We start from the raw sequence: 16,861 nt of genomic DNA, 5'->3' as shown, positions 1-16,861 counted from the left end.
ATAACAGTAATGGCATTCAAATGTTGGATCGCTTTCCAACGCTTGAATGCCTTTATTTTATCCTTCGTTTATATAGATCACAATTGAAAGGAAAATGATCACTGTTGAATCCAATTATTAATCATGCTATCTTTAGATCAATTAGTTCATTCTAGAAGGAAGAGATGTCTTAGTGAAAGTAGTAAAATTCGGTGGTAGCTCTCTAGCTAATGATAAGCAAATAAAAAAAGTGAAGAATATCATCGCGAGTGATAAGGACCGAAAAATTATTATTGTTTCTGCACCTGGAAAGCGTTTTGATGGGGATATAAAAGTGACTGATTTATTAATAGAGTTGGCCTCACAGACACTAAATGGCAGCGTGGATACCTCCCAAACCTACAAGGAGATCGTTGAAAGGTATCGCGATATGGCAGAAGCCTTAGAAATACAAGAGCCAGTCATTGATGAAATCAAAAAATCTTTAAATGACATTCTCAATATGGATAAAAGTCAACCGGAATACTTTATCGATGCCCTCAAAGCGAGTGGGGAGGATAATAACGCTAAATTAATCGCGGCCTATTTCAGAACTTGTGGCTTGAATGCGAGCTACATCAACCCTGGTGAAGCAGGTTTGATTCTTAGTGATGAACCCGGCAATGCTAAGGTCTTAGCTGAATCCTATCTCAATTTAGCAAAACTAAAAGAGCGTGATGAGATCCTAGTTTTTCCTGGTTTTTTTGGTTACACCAAAGAAGGTAAGTTAGTCACTTTTTCACGTGGTGGTAGCGACATTACCGGAGCTATCGTTGCCAATGGAGTGGGGGCTTCTATGTATGAGAACTTTACCGATGTTGATAGCATCTTTGTCGCTAGTCCGGCCCACGTTCCTAACCCCGTTGGAATCAGCAATTTAACCTATAGAGAAATGCGTGAACTCTCCTATGCAGGCTTTACTGTGGTTCATGACGAGGCATTGTATCCTGCTTTTGCAGAAAACATTCCCGTCGTAGTCAAAAATACCAATAATCCGGAAGCCCCTGGGACAATGATTACGGAGAAGAAAATGACTGAAAATAAATGGCCAATTGCTGGTATCGCTAGCCATGGTGGATTTGCTTCTGTTTATATTACAAAATATATGATGAATCGCGAAGTGGGCTTCATGCGTCGCGTGTTGAGCGTCTTTGAAGAGTACGACTGTAGTGTAGAGCACGTGGTATCAGGGATCGATGATATTGATGTTATCTTTAAAGAAGAGCAACTTTCCGCAAAAGAATTAGATGAACTGCTTTTAGCGATCCAAACACGTACAGCAGCTGACAAGGTAGAAAAAAGAGAAAATCTTTGTCTGTTGATGATCGTTGGTGAGTCCATGCAATCAAGCATCGGGATTACCGCCCGGGCGACTAAGGCCCTCAGTCAAGCTAACATTAATTTAGAAATGATTAACCAGGGGTCTAGCGAAAATAGTGTGATGTTTGGTATCAAGGAAAATAAAGAAGCAGAAGCCGTACGGGCAATTTATGATGAATTTTTTGACGCAGAAGACTAAGCCACTTGTTAGGTTTAAAGATAAACAGAGAAGCTACTAAAGAAGTCAAATTTGTTTTGGCTAATAATAATTTTATGGATTGATTTATCACTTATTTTAAAAAATGCTTGCTATCTTAGAAGGAATAGGCTAAAGTAAGTAACAATAAATGTTACTAATACTTTGATAAAAAAGATTAGACATTCTTTAGTCTTTTTTATTCGCCTAACTTATGAAAGGGGTTACTCACATGGCTCAAGCAAAAGTAGTGATTCAAAACCTAAAGAAGAGTTTTGATGATAATGAAGTTCTCAAAGATATCAACTTAGAAATCAGCGAAGGTGAAGTGGTCTGCATCATCGGTCCTTCGGGTTCAGGAAAATCTACTTTATTGCGATGCATTAATCGTTTAGAGACGATTGATGGGGGTAGTGTGGTAGTCGATGGTATTGATATGTCTGATGAAAGTATCGATATCGACAAGGCGCGTGAAAATATCGGAATGGTTTTCCAACAATTTAACCTATTTCCGCATATGACTGTAAAAGAAAATATTACTCTAGCACCCCTCCAATTAAATAAATTAAGTCAAGAAGAAGCTGACCAAAAAGCCCTTGAATTATTAGATAGTGTCGGCCTTAAAGAAAAGGCTGACGCCTATCCTAATTCCTTATCTGGTGGTCAAAAACAACGGGTAGCCATTGCTCGGGCCCTGGCTATGGATCCTGACTTAATGTTATTTGACGAACCCACCTCAGCCTTGGACCCAGAAATGGTTGGTGACGTGTTAGAAGTCATGAAAGACCTTGCTAGACAAGGGATGACTATGGTAATTGTGACCCATGAAATGGGCTTTGCTAAAGAAGTGTCTGACCGTACCTTGTTTATGGATGGTGGTTACATTGTCGAGTCAGGTAAACCAGAAGATCTATTCAATCATCCCAAACATCAACGGACCCAAGATTTCTTAGAAAAGGTACTCTAATCAATAAAACAGCTGACCTTGGAGTTAGCATGAATTAGTGGAGTCATTTAGACAAGAATATTTTATTTAGAAGAGAGGCGGCATCTATACCCTGGCCTCTCTTTTATTTTATGGATGGGGCTAGTAATTCCTGCTTTTCAAGAGATAGTAAAAAAATTATAATTAAACAGGAAATGATTATAATTCTGATTAATGAATGGTACAATATTACTACTATTGATTTACGACTTGGAAAGGATGGAGCAAATTGCGCCAATTTTTTGAAAATAAAAAACTTGTGGTTGTGCTATTGAGTGTTATTAGCTCACTTAGCCTGATTGCTTTTTCCACCTTTGGACAGGAAAGTTTACCCCAACCCATGACCTGGGTGAATGACTTTACTGCAATGGTAGCTCGCCTGATATCGACCCCAACAAATTCCATCATGCAATTTGGCGATTCTGTGACTAATTTACAGAACACCTATCAGGAAAACCAGCAATTAAAAAAACAACTGTCCACTTTACAGAGCTTAGAAGCTCAAAATACCATTTTAAAAGAAGAAAATAAGCAAATGACCAATCTTTTAAAATTGAAACCGACCCTGGTTGGTAAGACAGTAATTGCAGCTTCAGTCATTTCTAGAGCTCCTGAGAATTGGTTAGATAAGTTGACTATTGATGTAGGTTCTAACAACGGGGTAAAGGAGAACATGTCGGTCATGACTGACTCAGGCCTCATTGGCCGAGTTTCCGAAGTTGGTCCCACAAGTGCAAAAGTGAGCTTAGTCACTTCAGACCAAGAAGATGCGGTGGAAATTGCTGCCGGTGTCCAATCGGATGATGGGATATTTTATGGGGTGATTGACCAATACGATTCCAGTCATAACCGCTTAATTGTCAATCAAATTCCTAAGGAAGCTAAAATAAAAGAGGGAAATCTGGTAACCACAAGTGGTCTGGGAGGCGTTTCTCCAGAAGGTTTAATCATTGGAAAAGTGGCTAAAATGGAAGATGATGAATTTGCTTTAGCTAAACGTGTCTATGTCGAGCCAGCAGCGAATTTCAATGATATCCGTCATGTCTTTGTGATTATGTCTCAAAGAAGTGAACCAGATACAGAAAACCCTAATGCGGCTGAAGAAATTCCAGGGGCCAATCACCAAGCTCAAGCCAGCCAAGCTGGGGCAAGTAATCATGCCAATTAGGAGGAGAGAGTGATATGTTCGATTATATACGCTATCATTTAACCCTTCCCGTTTTCTTAATTTTTGTTTTCTTACTGGATGGCGCTTTAGTCAACGTCTTACTAGCTAGTGTGGATACCTATGCCTATCAAATTATTCCCAGTCTTTTACTGATTAGTTTAACCCTGATTCCCTTATACTATAACCAGCCAAGAACGATTTACTTGATGGCTTTTATTATTGGTTTTCTATATGATTCATACTATAACGGAATTCTAGGAATTAATTTATTTCTGTTCCCAGCAGTCGTTTACTTATCTTACCAGGTAAAAAATCGCTTTCCCTTGAATTTTTATAGCATCTGGGTCTGGGCTGTGATCATGTATCTTTTATATCACAATGTGATTTATTGGCTCTATCGGATCTTACGTATTCACGGGGACACTTATCTTAAGTTCTTAGCTAGCTTTTTAGGTCCCTCCCTATTATTTAATAGTTTAATGATTTTTCTGCTCAACCTGGTGATTTATCGCTTAGTAAATTGGGTCAAGGGCTGATCCTTATTGGGTTTTAAAAATAAATAAATCTTGCTAAATACTAATAATATCAGTATAATGAAAATTAATATCATAATGACAGTGAATGGAAGAGGCTAAAACCTTTCTTTTAAAGAGAGTCTGGCTGGTGGAAACAGACAAAGAAACTTTAGCTACACACCCAGGAGTCAATAGTTTAAAAGGCTATTCGCTTAGCGAGCGTTACATCGCGATGTTACTAACATCATGAGGCAATTATTGTGAGATAGTTGCGAAAAAAGGTGGAACCACGAAAGCGTCCTTTTCGTTTTAAACGAAGAGGGCGTTTTATTTTTTATTAAAAGAAAAGGAGGAGTTTGTCATGATAGCAGGATTCGACTTGAAAAAGTCTTGGATAGTTATGGTTATTGCTTTAGTTACTATTTTGGGGTTGGTGGCAAACCACCATGTTGAAGCTGAAGAGGCAGCTCCTCAAGAACGGATGGAATCTGTTGAAGAGGGACCAAAAAGAGGCGATAAGGTTGTCATCGGCCTAGATGATACCTTTGCTCCCATGGGATTCCGTAATGGGCAAAATGAAATTGTTGGTTTTGACATTGACTTAGCCCAAGCTATTGCTGAGATTTACGGCTGGGAGCTCGACTTTCAGCCGATTGATTGGGCAATGAAAGAAACCGAATTGAATAGTGGTAATATTGACTTGCTTTGGAATGGTGTTGGAATTACCCCTGAAAGAGAAGAACAGATGCTCTTTTCACAGCCTTATTTTGAAAGTCCTAATATCGTAATTACTAAAAAGGGAAGCCCAATCAAGGAACTTTCTGATTTAGCTGGAAAAACGATATCGACCCAGTCTGGCTCGACGACAGCTGAAGATATTAAGGGCTGGCCCAATCAACTCTACCAAAAATTGGCGCAAAAACCGGTTCTCTATTCAAGTTATAACGAGGTTTTTGCTGATTTAGATTCCGGTCGTGTGGATGCTGTGGTCACTGATTATACTTATGGCCACTATATTATGGAGGTTCGTGGGGAAGAAAAATATGACTCCTTCGTGGACCCCAGTAAGGAGCCTGAGCAAATGGCAGTCGCGATGCGAAAATCTGCTAACGGTCTTAAGACAATGATCGACCAAGGTCTTGACCAAGTAAAGGCTAACGGAAAATATGATGAAATTGTCGCCAAATGGTTTGGAGAAAACCGCCAAGTGGCTAGCCAAGAGAATATTATTCAAAAAATCCTTCCCTCTCTATGGAGTGGTTTTAAATTAACCCTTGTCTTGTTTGCCTTGGTACTGGCACTTAGTCTCCCATTAGGTTTTCTTATCGCCATTATGCGGGTCTTTAGCCCTAAACTGATTCAATGGTTAATTGAAGGCTATGTCTTCATTATGCGAGGGAGTCCGCTCATGTTACAACTGATGATGGTTTTCTTCGGCCTACCTTATTTAGGAATTAATTTGGATCGCTTTACCGCAGCCCTTATTGCCTTTGTGATAAATTATGCCGCTTATTTTGCGGAAATTTTCCGGGGTGGGATTACTTCCGTACCCCAAGGACAATATGAAAGTATCAAAGTCTTAGGGATTGGCTGGCAAAGGGGCTTTCGTCGCATCATTTTACCCCAAGTGATGAAAATAACCCTACCATCTGTCGGCAATGAAGTGATTGCCTTAGTTAAGGATACTTCATTAGTTTATGTGATTGGCCTTGGAGAATTGTTACGGGCTGGTTCGATTGCTGCTAACACCTATGCAACCATTATTCCTTATCTGGTTTGTGGGGTGTTCTATTTAATCTTCACTGCCTTTGTGACCCTTGCCTTGCGTAGAATTGAATATCGGGTGAGCTGGTAGTCCAGTGATGAAAGAGGAGGGATTTTAATGGCCTTAATAGTTTCTAATTTAAAAAAAGCTTACAACGGTAATATAGTGATTGATCAATTTAACTGCCGGATTGATCCAGGAGAAATTGTTATTTTACTGGGCCCATCTGGAACCGGGAAAACGACATTTATGCGTTTGATCAATAACTTAGAAAAATGTGACCAAGGGAATATCGCCATTGGGGACCGGGTCCTCTGCCAAGAGACTTCCCAAGGGGTTCAATACAGTGATAAGACCAGTCAACGCCGTTATCAAAACGCCATCGGTATGGTTTTTCAAAATTATCAATTGTTTCCTAATTTTACAGTATTAGACAATGTCTTAGAAGCACCTATCGCTCAAAAGTTAGCACCAAAGTCCGACTTGCTCGATCAGGCCATGTTTTTACTAGATAGCGTGGGCCTAAAAGATAAGGCCAATGCCTATCCATCTACCTTGTCAGGGGGGCAAAAGCAAAGGGTTGCCATTGCTAGAGCCATGATGCTGTCACCAGAGATCATTTGTTTTGATGAACCGACTTCAGCCCTTGACCGCGAGTCCGCTAATCAGGTAGGAAAGTTAGTTCAAGCTATCGCTAAACAAGGTAAGGGCATTTTAGTGGTTACCCACGATACTCAATTTGGAGAAGATTTTGGTACCCGGATTGTTTCTTCTGAAGAATTTAAATAAGCCATCTTAATTACTTATTATTTTTTGGAAAATGATTGCCAAGTAATCAAAGATTGTGCTATAGTATAAAAAATTGAATTTGCCTTTAAACCTGTCCCGTGAGGCAGGCAAGGAGACTTATATAAAAAAGGGATTAGTCTATACATGACTAGTCTTTTCGTCGAGCCTCCTTGTATAGGAGGCTTTTTTAGTGGAAAAAAGTGGATAAAAGAGGCTAATTCAGTTCCTATCGACTATAAATAGGCGTTAAAAGGCTCCTGTGAGAGCTAACGAAAGGATAAGAAATGACAAAAAAGAGATTAATTTTAGAAGATGGTAGTGTCTTTGAAGGAGAAGGCTTTGGTTACGATAAAGAGGTGATTGGTGAGCTGGTCTTTAATACTGGAATGTCTGGTTATCAAGAATCCATTACTGACCAATCTTATGCTGGTCAATTATTGACCTTTACTTATCCCTTAATTGGTAACTATGGGATTAATTATGATAACTATGAATCCTTAAATCCTTCATGTGTTGGTGTCATTGTTCATGAGTGGGCTAGACGCCCCAGTCATTGGAAGTCTCAAATGAATCTCGATACTTTCTTAAAACAGAAAAAAATTCCTGGCCTAGCTGGTATCGACACTCGTTTATTAACCAAGAAAATCCGCAAGCATGGGGTTATGAAGGCTTACTTAACCAGTAAAGATGAGCCTTTGAGTGATTTATTAGCAGTCCTAAGGAATACAGAGCTTGATCGAAAATTAATTCAAAAAGTCTCTACCCAAGCGGCCTATCCGATTCCTGGTCAAGGTTACCGGGTGATCGTGATGGACTTTGGTTTAAAACACTCAATCTTAGCTGAATTATCCAAGCGCAATTGTCAGGTGACCGTGGTTCCATATGATACCAGCTTAGAGGAAATTACCGCCTTAGCTCCTGATGGAATTGTCTTATCCAATGGGCCTGGTGACCCTGATGATCTTCCTGAAGCATTAGACACCATCCGCGAATTAGAGAAGCGTTATCCCTTATTTGGAATCTGCATGGGCCATCAACTGTTTTCAAAGGCTAACGGGGCCAAAACTTATAAAATGAAATTTGGTCACCGTGGTTTTAACCATGCCGTTAGGGAACTTGCGACTGGTCAAATTCATTTTACTAGTCAAAACCACGGTTATGCTGTCAGTCGAGAAGATTTACCAGCAGACCTCGAAATCACCCATGAAGAGATTAATGACCATACTGTCGAAGGGCTTCGGCACAAAAAGTACCCCGCCTTTTCGGTTCAGTATCATCCCGATGCTTGCCCTGGGCCTCATGACGCTGGATATCTATTTGACAGCTTCTTAAAGTTAATCGAAGAAAGTAAACAAACAAAATAGTCTATTTAAATCTAATCAGTGAGTTAGAAAATAGGAGGAAATATGACAAAACGTAATGATATTAAAAAAATAATGGTTATTGGTTCTGGCCCTATTGTGATTGGCCAGGCAGCAGAATTTGATTATGCAGGGACTCAAGCTTGTTTAGCCTTACGCGAAGAAGGTTATGAAGTGGTCTTAGTGAACTCTAATCCAGCGACCATTATGACTGACCGTGAAGTAGCCGATAAGGTTTATATGGAACCTTTGACCTTGGAATTTTTAACTCAAATTCTGCACCAAGAACACCCTGATGCTCTCTTACCTACCTTAGGGGGGCAAACAGCCTTGAATATGGCTATTGAACTTTCTCAAGCTGGTGTTTTAGAAGACTTAGAAATCGAACTTTTAGGAACGGACTTAAAAGCCATCAACCAAGCTGAAGATCGGGAACAATTTAAGGAGTTAATGGAAAGCTTAGGTGAACCGATTCCTGAATCCAAAATCGTCCACCATGTTGATGAAGCTATCGCCTTTGCTAATGAAATTGGCTATCCGATAATTGTTCGTCCTGCTTTTACTCTAGGAGGAACTGGTGGGGGACTCTGCGACAATGAGGAAGAATTAGCGGAAATTGCTGAACATGGCTTATCCTTATCTCCAGTGCACCAATGTTTGATTGAGCGTTCGATCACCGGCTACAAAGAAATTGAATACGAAGTTATGCGGGATAGCCAAGACAATGCCTTGGTAGTATGTAATATGGAAAATTTTGACCCGGTGGGTATCCATACTGGGGATTCCATTGTTTTTGCCCCATCACAAACTCTTTCCGACGAGGATAGCCAAATGCTCAGAGATGTGAGCTTAAAAATTATTCGGGCCCTGGGGATTGAAGGTGGCTGTAATGTCCAATTAGCTCTGGACCCTCATTCAGCTAACTATTATGTGATTGAAGTTAACCCTCGGGTGTCACGGTCTTCAGCCTTAGCCTCTAAAGCCACTGGCTACCCTATTGCTAAACTAGCCGCTAAGATAGCTGTTGGTTTGACTCTCGATGAAATGATCAATCCAGTCACTGGTTCTTCCTATTCCATGTTTGAACCTGCTTTAGACTATGTGGTATGTAAGATGCCACGCTTTCCTTTTGACAAGTTTGAGCATGCTGACCGCCATCTAGGGACCCAAATGAAGGCAACTGGGGAGGTTATGGCGATTGGTAGAAATATCGAAGAAAGCCTGCTCAAGGCTTGCCGGTCATTAGAAATTGGCGTGATCCATAATGAAATTAGTGACTTTGCTGACTTAGATATGGAGACCTTAGCAGAAAAAATCAAACATCCCCAAGATGATCGTTTCTTTTATTTATCTGAAGCGGTCCGCCGTGGGGTAGATATTGATTTGTTAAACCAATGGACTGGGATCAATCCTTTCTTCCTTGATAAGCTCTTAGTTATTGCGGAATTGGAAGAAGAATTAAGCCAAAATGTAGGAGATCAGTACAGCTTGCGCAAGGCCAAGGTAAAAGGCTTTTCCGATGTAAAAATCGCTGAACTATGGGGTTGGACGCCAGAAGAAGTGAGAGAATATCGTCTTAAGACTGGTATTCTGCCAAGTTATAAAATGGTTGATACCTGTGCGGGGGAATTTGAATCGCAAACCCCATACTTCTATTCCACCTATGCTGAAGCCAACGAATCGCAAGTTTCTGACCGTGAAAAAGTCATTGTCTTAGGATCTGGGCCTATTCGTATTGGTCAAGGGGTTGAATTTGACTATGCCACGGTCCACTGTGTTGAAGCTTTAAAACATGCAGGCTATGAAGCCATAGTTATTAATAGTAATCCAGAAACGGTCTCCACTGACTTTTCGATATCGGACAAATTATATTTTGAACCCTTAAGTTTTGAAGATGTGATGAATGTTATTGACTTAGAGCGGCCTAAAGGGGTTATCGTTCAGTTCGGTGGGCAAACAGCGATTAATCTTGCTTGGCCATTGGCTAGAGCTGGAGTGAAATTACTGGGAACCCAAGTAGAAGATATTGACCGCGCAGAAGATCGTGATCTTTTTGAACAATTGATTCATTCTTTAAATATTCCTCAGCCTAATGGGAAAACGGTAATGAATGAAAGTGAAGCGGTCAAGGCAGCCAAAGAAATTGGTTATCCTGTTTTAGTACGTCCTTCCTATGTCATTGGCGGTCGGGCTATGGAAATTGTCTATAGTGAAGCTGAATTACATAAATATATCCAAAGCGCTGTTGAAGTGAGTGAGGATCATCCTGTCTTAATCGACGATTACCTCCTCGGTATCGAATGTGAAGTTGATGTGATCTCAGATGGTGAAGATGCCTATGTTCCAGGCATTATGGAACATATTGAACGCGCCGGAGTGCACTCGGGAGACTCTATTGCTGCTTATCCACCTCAAAACCTAAGTGCATCGGTGCAAGCAACTATCATTCAATACAGTCAGGAATTAGCTAAATCCTTGCACTGTGTGGGCTTAATGAATATTCAATTTATCGTCCAAGGTGAGAAAGTCTATGTAATCGAAGTCAATCCAAGAGCCAGTCGGACGGTGCCATTCCTATCTAAGGTAACCAATATTTCCATGGCTCAAGTCGCTACCCAGTTAATTCTTGGTAAAAAACTTAGCGATTTGATCGACCTTAGTTCGCCAAAAGAAGCAGACGGCGTCTATATTAAGGCACCGGTCTTCTCCTTTAATAAATTGGCCAAAGTGGATAGTTTACTAGGTCCAGAAATGAAATCGACAGGTGAAGTCATCGGATGTGGTCGTAGTTTAGAAGAAGCTCTCTACAAAGCCTTTGAGGCTAGTGGCTTACACCTGCCACAGTTTGGAAACATCCTTTTCACCATTGATGACCTTTCGAAAGAAGAAGCCCTGACCCTGGCTAATGGCTTTAAGTGCTTAGGCTATGAAATTTTAACGACTACGGGTACTGGCCAATACTTTAGCAATAACGGTCTAAAAGTAAAAGCTGTGGCTAAAATTAACAGTAATGAGGCAAATAGTATTCCTAATTTAATTGAAAATGGCAAGATTCAAGCCATTATCAATACTGTCGGTGGACAAAAGGAAGCTGGTGAGGATGGTCAAATTATTCGTCAATTAGCAATTGAACATAATATTCCACTGTTTACCACCTTAGATACTGCTTTAGCCATGCTGAAGGTACTACAAAGCCGCAGTATTTCAACTCAAGCCTTATAAGATAGACAAGAAATCGTTAAACTTTAGAAAAATTTTAGGGGGATAAGAATGGAACATTTAACCAGTGTACAAGATTTAAGCAATGAAGAAGTAATGGAGCTTATTAGACAAGGGGAAACTTTTAAAAATAGTCCAGTAGCGGTTCATCCCCAATCCATTACTATGGCTAATTTGTTTTATGAAAATTCAACTAGAACACATATGAGTTTTGAGCAGGCAGAACGGCGGTTGGGTTATCAAGTCTTACCCTTTGAAGTGAGTCAGAGTTCGGTCAATAAAGGCGAAAGTCTCTATGATACCGTTATTACTTTAGAAGCTATTGGAGCTAATGCATTAGTTATTCGCCATTCTCAAAATGAGTACTATCTTGACCTATTAAAAGAGCTTAATAAACACCACCACAAAATCCACCTTATTAATGGTGGGGATGGTAGTGGCCAACATCCGAGCCAATGTTTACTAGATATGATGACTATCTATGAGGAGTTTAAGCACTTTGATGGTTTGAAGGTTGCAATTATTGGTGACATTAAAAATTCACGGGTAGCTCGCAGCAATGCCCAATTACTCAACCAATTGGGGAGTGAAGTATTCTTTTCGGGTCCAGAAGCCTGGTATGATCCCCAAATGGACCAATATGGCAGCTACCAAGACATTGACCAGTTAATTGACCAAATGGATGTGGTGATGCTTTTACGGGTCCAACATGAAAGACATTCTGATGACCCATTGGAGAAGAGTTTTGACCCTAAGCGTTATCATGAGAAATATGGAATTAATTTAGACCGTTATCAAAAGCTACAAGACCATGCCATATTAATGCATCCAGGTCCTATTAATCGTGACGTTGAACTAGCTAGTGAACTTGTAGAATCAGAAAAGAGTCGCTTTGTGCAACAAATGGAAAATGGCGTTTATATGAGAATGGCTATCTTAAAGAGTGTGATTGAGGGTGAGAAATAATGAAAGTCCTAATTCAAGCAGGTAAGGTTTATAGTCAGGGCTCTTTGACGACTATGGATATTCTTATTGAGGGAGGAAAGATCCAAGCTCTGGGTCAACACTTGGTTGATCAAGATGAAGTTGATCAAGTGATTGATGTTTCAGGTTGTTTGGTGACTCCAGGACTTATTGATATCCATGTGCATTACCGAGAACCAGGTTTTGAAGATAAAGAAACGATTGCTAGTGGTAGCCGGGCAGCAGCTCGCGGCGGCTTTACTAGCGTATGTACCATGGCTAACACCAATCCTGTTCCTGATACCCCTGAAAAACTTAGCCAGTTAATTCAAAAGAATCAAAATGATGGTGAGGTAAAGATCCATCAATACGCTCCCATTACCAAGGATTTAACCAGTGACCAAGTTGTTGATATTCCAGCAATGAAGGAGGCAGGTGCCTTTGCCTTGAGTAATGATGGACATGGCGTCCAATCTGCTGCAACCATGTATCAAGCGATGCTAGCAGCCAAAGAGCAAGGCCTAGCCATTTGTGCTCACCTAGAAGATCGTTCCTTATTTAATAATGGCGTGATCAATGCAGGTAAGGCTGCAGAGCGTTTGGAACTTCCTGGGATTTTATCAGTGGCTGAAAGCAGTCAATTGGCTAGAGATATTGAATTAGCTCGGGCAACAGGGGTTCACTACCATGTCTGCCATGTGTCTACGGCGGCCAGTTTAAATTTGATACGCCAAGCCAAATTGGATGGAGTGAATATTACTTGTGAGGTTGCTCCCCACCACCTTCTCTTTCATGATGGTAATATCTTAAAAGATGATGCCAATTATAAAATGAACCCGCCATTGAGAAATTCATCAGACCAAGAAGCCCTAGTCCAAGCCATAAATGACGGGACCATTGATTTGATCGCTACAGACCACGCTCCCCATACCGAAGAAGAAAAGAGTCAAGGTTTCTTGAAGTCCCCTTTTGGAATTGTTGGTAGTGAAACAGCCTTTATGAGTTTATACACGCTATTAGTTAAGCGAGGAAAACTCAGTTTAGAAAGGCTCATTGCCCTAATGACTGACCAACCTCGTCAATTATTCCATTTAGAGACAGCAGGAACAATCTGGCCAGGGCAAGCTGCTGATATTAGTATCTTTAACCTCGACCGCCCTTATCAAGTGAAGGCCAGTGACTATGCCTCAAAGAGTAGCAATAGTCCTCTAAATAACACCAGTTTATACGGAAAAACCGAATATTGTTTAGTTAATGGAGAAGTTGTTTATCAAGCTGAGGGAGGAAATAGTAATGAATAATATCCAAGTGGAATTACCCGGTTTATCCTTATCTAACCCCTTAATGCCCGCTAGTGGGAGTTTTGGTTATGGTGATTTCTCTAATTGCCAAGACCTCGATTTAAGTCAATTAGGCGCCTTAGTGATAAAAACCACCACTTTGGAAGCTCGCGAAGGTAATCCTGATCCTAAGATGTGGTGGAATGATGAATACAGTCTTAATGCGGTAGGCTTAAAAAATCCAGGAATTGATGTGGTTATCAAGGGAAAACTTCCTCAGCTCAAAGAAAAATATCCTAGCTTGCCTATCATTGCTAGCGTAGGAGGAAATACAGTTGAGGACTATTGTCAAGTCGCCCAATTATTTGATCAATCCGGCCTAGTGAACGCTCTTGAAATTAATATTTCTTGTCCGAATGTGAAAAAGGGCGGCCTAGCTTTTGGTAAGGATCCTCAATTTGCTAAGGAATTAACCGAAAAAATTAAGTCCTTAGTTGACCTACCAGTATACGTTAAATTGTCACCCAATGTCGATAACGTGGTGGCTATGGCCCAAGCCTTGGAAGAAGCAGGTGCAGATGGGCTAACCATGATCAATACCTTACTCGGAATGGGTATTGATATTAAAGAAAAAAGACCAGTTCTAGGTAATGGCTATGGGGGAATCTCAGGCCCACTCTTAAAACCTTTAGCATTAAGAATGATTCACCAAGTCCGCCAACAAAGTCAGCTACCTATCATCGGGGTCGGTGGTGTATGCACGGCCGATGATGTGATTGAAATGTTTATGGCCGGAGCTAACGCAGTCCAAGTGGGTTACCAACACTTTAAAAATCCAGGAATTTGTATTGATTTAGCTAAAGAATTACCGTCTCGTTTAGCAGAATTAGGTATTTCGAGTTTAACAGATATCCAAGTAATTTAATTTAAAACCGATAAGTTGTAAAATGAAGTGCATAAAAAAGGGCGACAAAAAACCAGTGAGGCTCTATATTTATAAAAGCTAAGGATTTATCCTTGACCTTAGGGCTAAATTTTGCTAAACTACTCTTGTTGTATTTCTGTAAGCACCAGAACTGCAACCGCGCATCGATAAGTTGAAGTATCAAGTATGATTATTTGATCACTTATCTTGGCGAGTCTAAGTAATTATAAGGAGGTGCATTGCATGTACGCTGTTATTAAAACAGGTGGAAAGCAAATTAAAGTTGAGGAAGGTTCAGTAATCTTTGTTGAAAAATTAGATGCTGAAGCAGGAGATAAGGTAACCTTTGACGAAGTAGTCTTTGTTGGTGGTGAAAGTACTAAAATTGGTACGCCATTAGTAGAAGGTGCCTCAGTTGAAGGAACTGTTGAAAAACAAGGTCGCGAAAAGAAAGTGACTACCTTCAAATACCGTCCTAAAAAAGACTCTCGTTCTAAACAAGGCCATCGTCAACCTTATACTAAAGTAACAATTGATTCAATTAAGGCTTAAGTATGATTCAAGCAAAGTTTAAATGTAAAGATGGAAGCTTTGTAAGTATGACAGTGCTAGGACACGCTTTATCAGGGGAATACGGCCATGATTTAGTGTGTGCTGCGGTGTCAACTTTAACTTTTTCCCTGGTGAATAATTTGGAGCGTTTAACACAAGTTGCTCCAATTGTTGACTTAGATCCAGATGGGGGTTATCTCTATTGCGAAATTCCCGCTGACTTGGATGATAACCAAGCCCAGCTTGCCGAAATCTTATTTAAAAGTTGCTATTATGCCTTAAAAGATGATGTTAGCGCCAGTCAACCTGATTATCTTCAGGTATCTTTAAATAAGTAAACAAAGGAGGAACCTAACATGTTAAAATTAGATTTACAATTTTTCGCCCACAAAAAAGGTGGCGGTTCCACAGCTAACGGCCGTGACTCACAAGCTAAACGTTTAGGAGCTAAACGGGCAGATGGCCAATTTGTAACAGGTGGATCAATTCTTTACCGTCAACGTGGTACCCATATTCATCCAGGTGTAAACGTTGGACGCGGTGGAGACGATACTTTATTCGCACTATGTGATGGTGTGGTTAAATTTGAACGTAAAGGTCGTAACAGCAAACAAGTTTCTGTATACCAAGAAGCTTAAGCAGACGACTTAAGAGGCTGAGACAGTTGTCACAGCCCTTTTTTATTATAAAGACATTTAAAAGGAGTAGGTTATGGATACCGAAGGAATTAAATCAGCCTTTACATATTTGCATGAAGCGACCGAAAAAAGTGCTCAGGCCTTAGAGATGACCTATGTTGAGGCTATTCATGAAACATTACAGAACCTATTACTAGGATCAGCCCAGCAAATTAACGGAGCACCTGACGATCAAGTGATTAAGGAATTAAATAACCTCTATCAAAAAAGTCAGTGGCAGGCTTTAGACCAGGAAGCCAAGCATAATATCATCCAGTGGCTATTGATTGAAGGGGTAAAGAAGCAAGAAATACAGGCAAATTATCAAGCCACCCCTGATGCCATTGCCTTAATTATCGGTTACTTGGCCTTTCGCTTAGTTGAGTCGAATCGAAATTCGCTAGAAAAGTCTATCAATCTTTTTGATCCCTGCTTTGGCACCGGTAATTTATGGTCACTGGTGGCGAAGACTTTTACGGACCAAGACTATCAAGTCCTTGGGGCCGGAGTAGATAATGATGACTTGATGCTATCTATTGGTGAAAAGGCCATGGCCTTACTTGGCTTAAGTCCAAAACTCACCCTTGCTGATGCTTTGGGAGATCTGTTGGTTGATCCCTGTCAGGTTATTATTGCTGATTTACCGATAGGCTATTATCCTCAAGACCAAGTCGCCCAGACTTTTAAGAGCGGCGCAAAATTTATTGAGGAAGGCTCTCATGCCTATGCCCATTATTTGTTAATTGAGCAGGGGATTCATTATTTAGAGGACAATGCTTGGGGCTTGTTCTTAGTCCCTAAATCTACTTTAACCGATCCAACGCTACCGCAATTGATGCAAGGGATAAATGAAACAGCTTATTTGCAAGCCTTTATTAATTTACCCCAAAGTCTTTTTCAAAACGAGTTTTCGCAAAAAAGTATCCTGATTCTCCAAAAACAAGGAGACCGGGCCAAGCAAAGTGACCAGGTCCTTATTGGTAACATTCCTGATTTTAAAGCAGTTGACGACATGAAACAATTTACTTCACAATTTAACGACTGGTTAGACAAGCATATCGTTAATGGGGAATAATATATAGAAAAAGCTCAGTCTATCTTTTACTATGTCGCAGTAAAAGAGACTGA

At 40.4% G+C, this 16,861-nt stretch carries 15 protein-coding genes and 2 other annotated features; all 15 genes read left to right on the top strand.

Translation table 11 applies throughout. The features are described from left to right. Nucleotides 1-172 precede the first annotated feature (172 nt). The 15 genes from JFU01_RS01830 to JFU01_RS01760 all read left to right on the top strand — a co-directional run bounded on the left by JFU01_RS01830 (nt 173) and on the right by JFU01_RS01760 (nt 16,808). Nucleotides 173-1,537 (top strand): aspartate kinase, encoded by a 1,365-nt coding sequence (locus tag JFU01_RS01830; protein WP_195855617.1) that lies wholly within the window; start codon nt 173-175, stop codon nt 1,535-1,537. A 229-nt stretch (nt 1,538-1,766) separates the two neighbouring features. Continuing rightward, a complete protein-coding gene (locus tag JFU01_RS01825; RefSeq protein WP_111822379.1) occupies nt 1,767-2,501 on the top strand; it encodes an amino acid ABC transporter ATP-binding protein in 735 nt (244 codons plus the stop codon). Nucleotides 2,502-2,748: 247 nt separating this feature from the next. Beyond that, complete coding sequence (gene mreC / locus JFU01_RS01820; RefSeq protein ID WP_070558023.1) at nt 2,749-3,687, top strand: rod shape-determining protein MreC; 939 nt, start codon at nt 2,749-2,751, stop codon at nt 3,685-3,687. A gap of 14 nt (nt 3,688-3,701) precedes the next feature. Next, on the top strand, nt 3,702-4,223 hold the full coding sequence (gene mreD / locus JFU01_RS01815; RefSeq protein WP_060778159.1) for a rod shape-determining protein MreD: 522 nt from the start codon (nt 3,702-3,704) through the stop codon (nt 4,221-4,223). Nucleotides 4,224-4,295: 72 nt separating this feature from the next. Beyond that, nucleotides 4,296-4,508: a binding site (T-box leader), on the top strand. 55 nt (nt 4,509-4,563) lie between these two features. Beyond that, nucleotides 4,564-6,057, top strand: a complete 1,494-nt coding sequence (locus JFU01_RS01810) for an ABC transporter permease subunit (protein ID WP_195855616.1) — start codon at nt 4,564-4,566, stop codon at nt 6,055-6,057. A gap of 27 nt (nt 6,058-6,084) precedes the next feature. Beyond that, the gene (locus tag JFU01_RS01805; protein WP_195855615.1) at nt 6,085-6,756 is read left to right on the top strand and encodes an amino acid ABC transporter ATP-binding protein; all 672 of its coding nucleotides are present in this window, start codon (nt 6,085-6,087) and stop codon (nt 6,754-6,756) included. Between the two features lie 284 nt (nt 6,757-7,040). Next, nucleotides 7,041-8,120, top strand: a complete 1,080-nt coding sequence (locus JFU01_RS01800; protein WP_195855614.1) for a carbamoyl phosphate synthase small subunit — start codon at nt 7,041-7,043, stop codon at nt 8,118-8,120. Between the two features lie 42 nt (nt 8,121-8,162). Next, on the top strand, nt 8,163-11,339 hold the full coding sequence (carB, locus tag JFU01_RS01795; RefSeq protein WP_195855613.1) for a carbamoyl-phosphate synthase large subunit: 3,177 nt from the start codon (nt 8,163-8,165) through the stop codon (nt 11,337-11,339). Between the two features lie 48 nt (nt 11,340-11,387). Continuing rightward, nucleotides 11,388-12,302, top strand: coding sequence for an aspartate carbamoyltransferase catalytic subunit (locus tag JFU01_RS01790; protein WP_195853592.1), 915 nt, complete (start codon nt 11,388-11,390; stop codon nt 12,300-12,302). Then, complete coding sequence (locus JFU01_RS01785) at nt 12,302-13,600, top strand: dihydroorotase (RefSeq protein ID WP_195855612.1); 1,299 nt, start codon at nt 12,302-12,304, stop codon at nt 13,598-13,600. Before JFU01_RS01790 ends, JFU01_RS01785 begins: the two co-directional genes overlap by 1 nt. After that, on the top strand, nt 13,593-14,504 hold the full coding sequence (locus JFU01_RS01780) for a dihydroorotate dehydrogenase (protein WP_195855611.1): 912 nt from the start codon (nt 13,593-13,595) through the stop codon (nt 14,502-14,504). Before JFU01_RS01785 ends, JFU01_RS01780 begins: the two co-directional genes overlap by 8 nt. Before the next feature lie 145 nt (nt 14,505-14,649). Next, nucleotides 14,650-14,732: a sequence feature (ribosomal protein L21 leader region), on the top strand. A 15-nt stretch (nt 14,733-14,747) separates the two neighbouring features. After that, the gene (gene rplU, locus JFU01_RS01775; RefSeq protein ID WP_013668659.1) at nt 14,748-15,056 is read left to right on the top strand and encodes a 50S ribosomal protein L21; all 309 of its coding nucleotides are present in this window, start codon (nt 14,748-14,750) and stop codon (nt 15,054-15,056) included. A 2-nt stretch (nt 15,057-15,058) separates the two neighbouring features. After that, nucleotides 15,059-15,394 (top strand): ribosomal-processing cysteine protease Prp, encoded by a 336-nt coding sequence (locus tag JFU01_RS01770; RefSeq protein WP_111822386.1) that lies wholly within the window; start codon nt 15,059-15,061, stop codon nt 15,392-15,394. Nucleotides 15,395-15,412: 18 nt separating this feature from the next. Then, nucleotides 15,413-15,694: a 50S ribosomal protein L27 gene (rpmA, locus tag JFU01_RS01765; RefSeq protein WP_013669098.1), complete on the top strand. Its 282-nt coding sequence runs from the start codon at nt 15,413-15,415 to the stop codon at nt 15,692-15,694. 73 nt (nt 15,695-15,767) lie between these two features. Then, nucleotides 15,768-16,808 carry a class I SAM-dependent methyltransferase gene (locus tag JFU01_RS01760; protein WP_111822387.1) on the top strand — a complete coding sequence of 347 codons (1,041 nt, stop codon included), beginning with the start codon at nt 15,768-15,770 and terminating at the stop codon, nt 16,806-16,808. Nucleotides 16,809-16,861 lie beyond the last annotated feature (53 nt).

Origin of the sequence: Aerococcus sp. Group 2, assembly GCF_905125285.1 — a bacterium.
Lineage (GTDB): Bacteria > Bacillota > Bacilli > Lactobacillales > Aerococcaceae > Aerococcus > Aerococcus urinae_E.
Note: the sequence above shows the minus strand (reverse complement) of the source record. Positions and strands in the feature narration are given on the sequence as shown.

Bases quoted from the DNA above. Each gene is read 5' to 3' on its own strand.
- JFU01_RS01760 (WP_111822387.1), top strand. From the start codon at position 15,768: ATGGATACCGAAGGAATTAAATCAGCCTTTACATATTTGCATGAAGCG.
- mreD (WP_060778159.1), top strand. From the start codon at position 3,702: ATGTTCGATTATATACGCTATCATTTAACCCTTCCCGTTTTCTTAATT.
- JFU01_RS01805 (WP_195855615.1), top strand. From the start codon at position 6,085: ATGGCCTTAATAGTTTCTAATTTAAAAAAAGCTTACAACGGTAATATA.
- JFU01_RS01780 (WP_195855611.1), top strand. From the start codon at position 13,593: ATGAATAATATCCAAGTGGAATTACCCGGTTTATCCTTATCTAACCCC.
- JFU01_RS01825 (WP_111822379.1), top strand. From the start codon at position 1,767: ATGGCTCAAGCAAAAGTAGTGATTCAAAACCTAAAGAAGAGTTTTGAT.
- rpmA (WP_013669098.1), top strand. From the start codon at position 15,413: ATGTTAAAATTAGATTTACAATTTTTCGCCCACAAAAAAGGTGGCGGT.
- JFU01_RS01790 (WP_195853592.1), top strand. From the start codon at position 11,388: ATGGAACATTTAACCAGTGTACAAGATTTAAGCAATGAAGAAGTAATG.
- JFU01_RS01770 (WP_111822386.1), top strand. From the start codon at position 15,059: ATGATTCAAGCAAAGTTTAAATGTAAAGATGGAAGCTTTGTAAGTATG.
- JFU01_RS01800 (WP_195855614.1), top strand. From the start codon at position 7,041: ATGACAAAAAAGAGATTAATTTTAGAAGATGGTAGTGTCTTTGAAGGA.
- carB (WP_195855613.1), top strand. From the start codon at position 8,163: ATGACAAAACGTAATGATATTAAAAAAATAATGGTTATTGGTTCTGGC.
- rplU (WP_013668659.1), top strand. From the start codon at position 14,748: ATGTACGCTGTTATTAAAACAGGTGGAAAGCAAATTAAAGTTGAGGAA.
- JFU01_RS01810 (WP_195855616.1), top strand. From the start codon at position 4,564: ATGATAGCAGGATTCGACTTGAAAAAGTCTTGGATAGTTATGGTTATT.
- JFU01_RS01785 (WP_195855612.1), top strand. From the start codon at position 12,302: ATGAAAGTCCTAATTCAAGCAGGTAAGGTTTATAGTCAGGGCTCTTTG.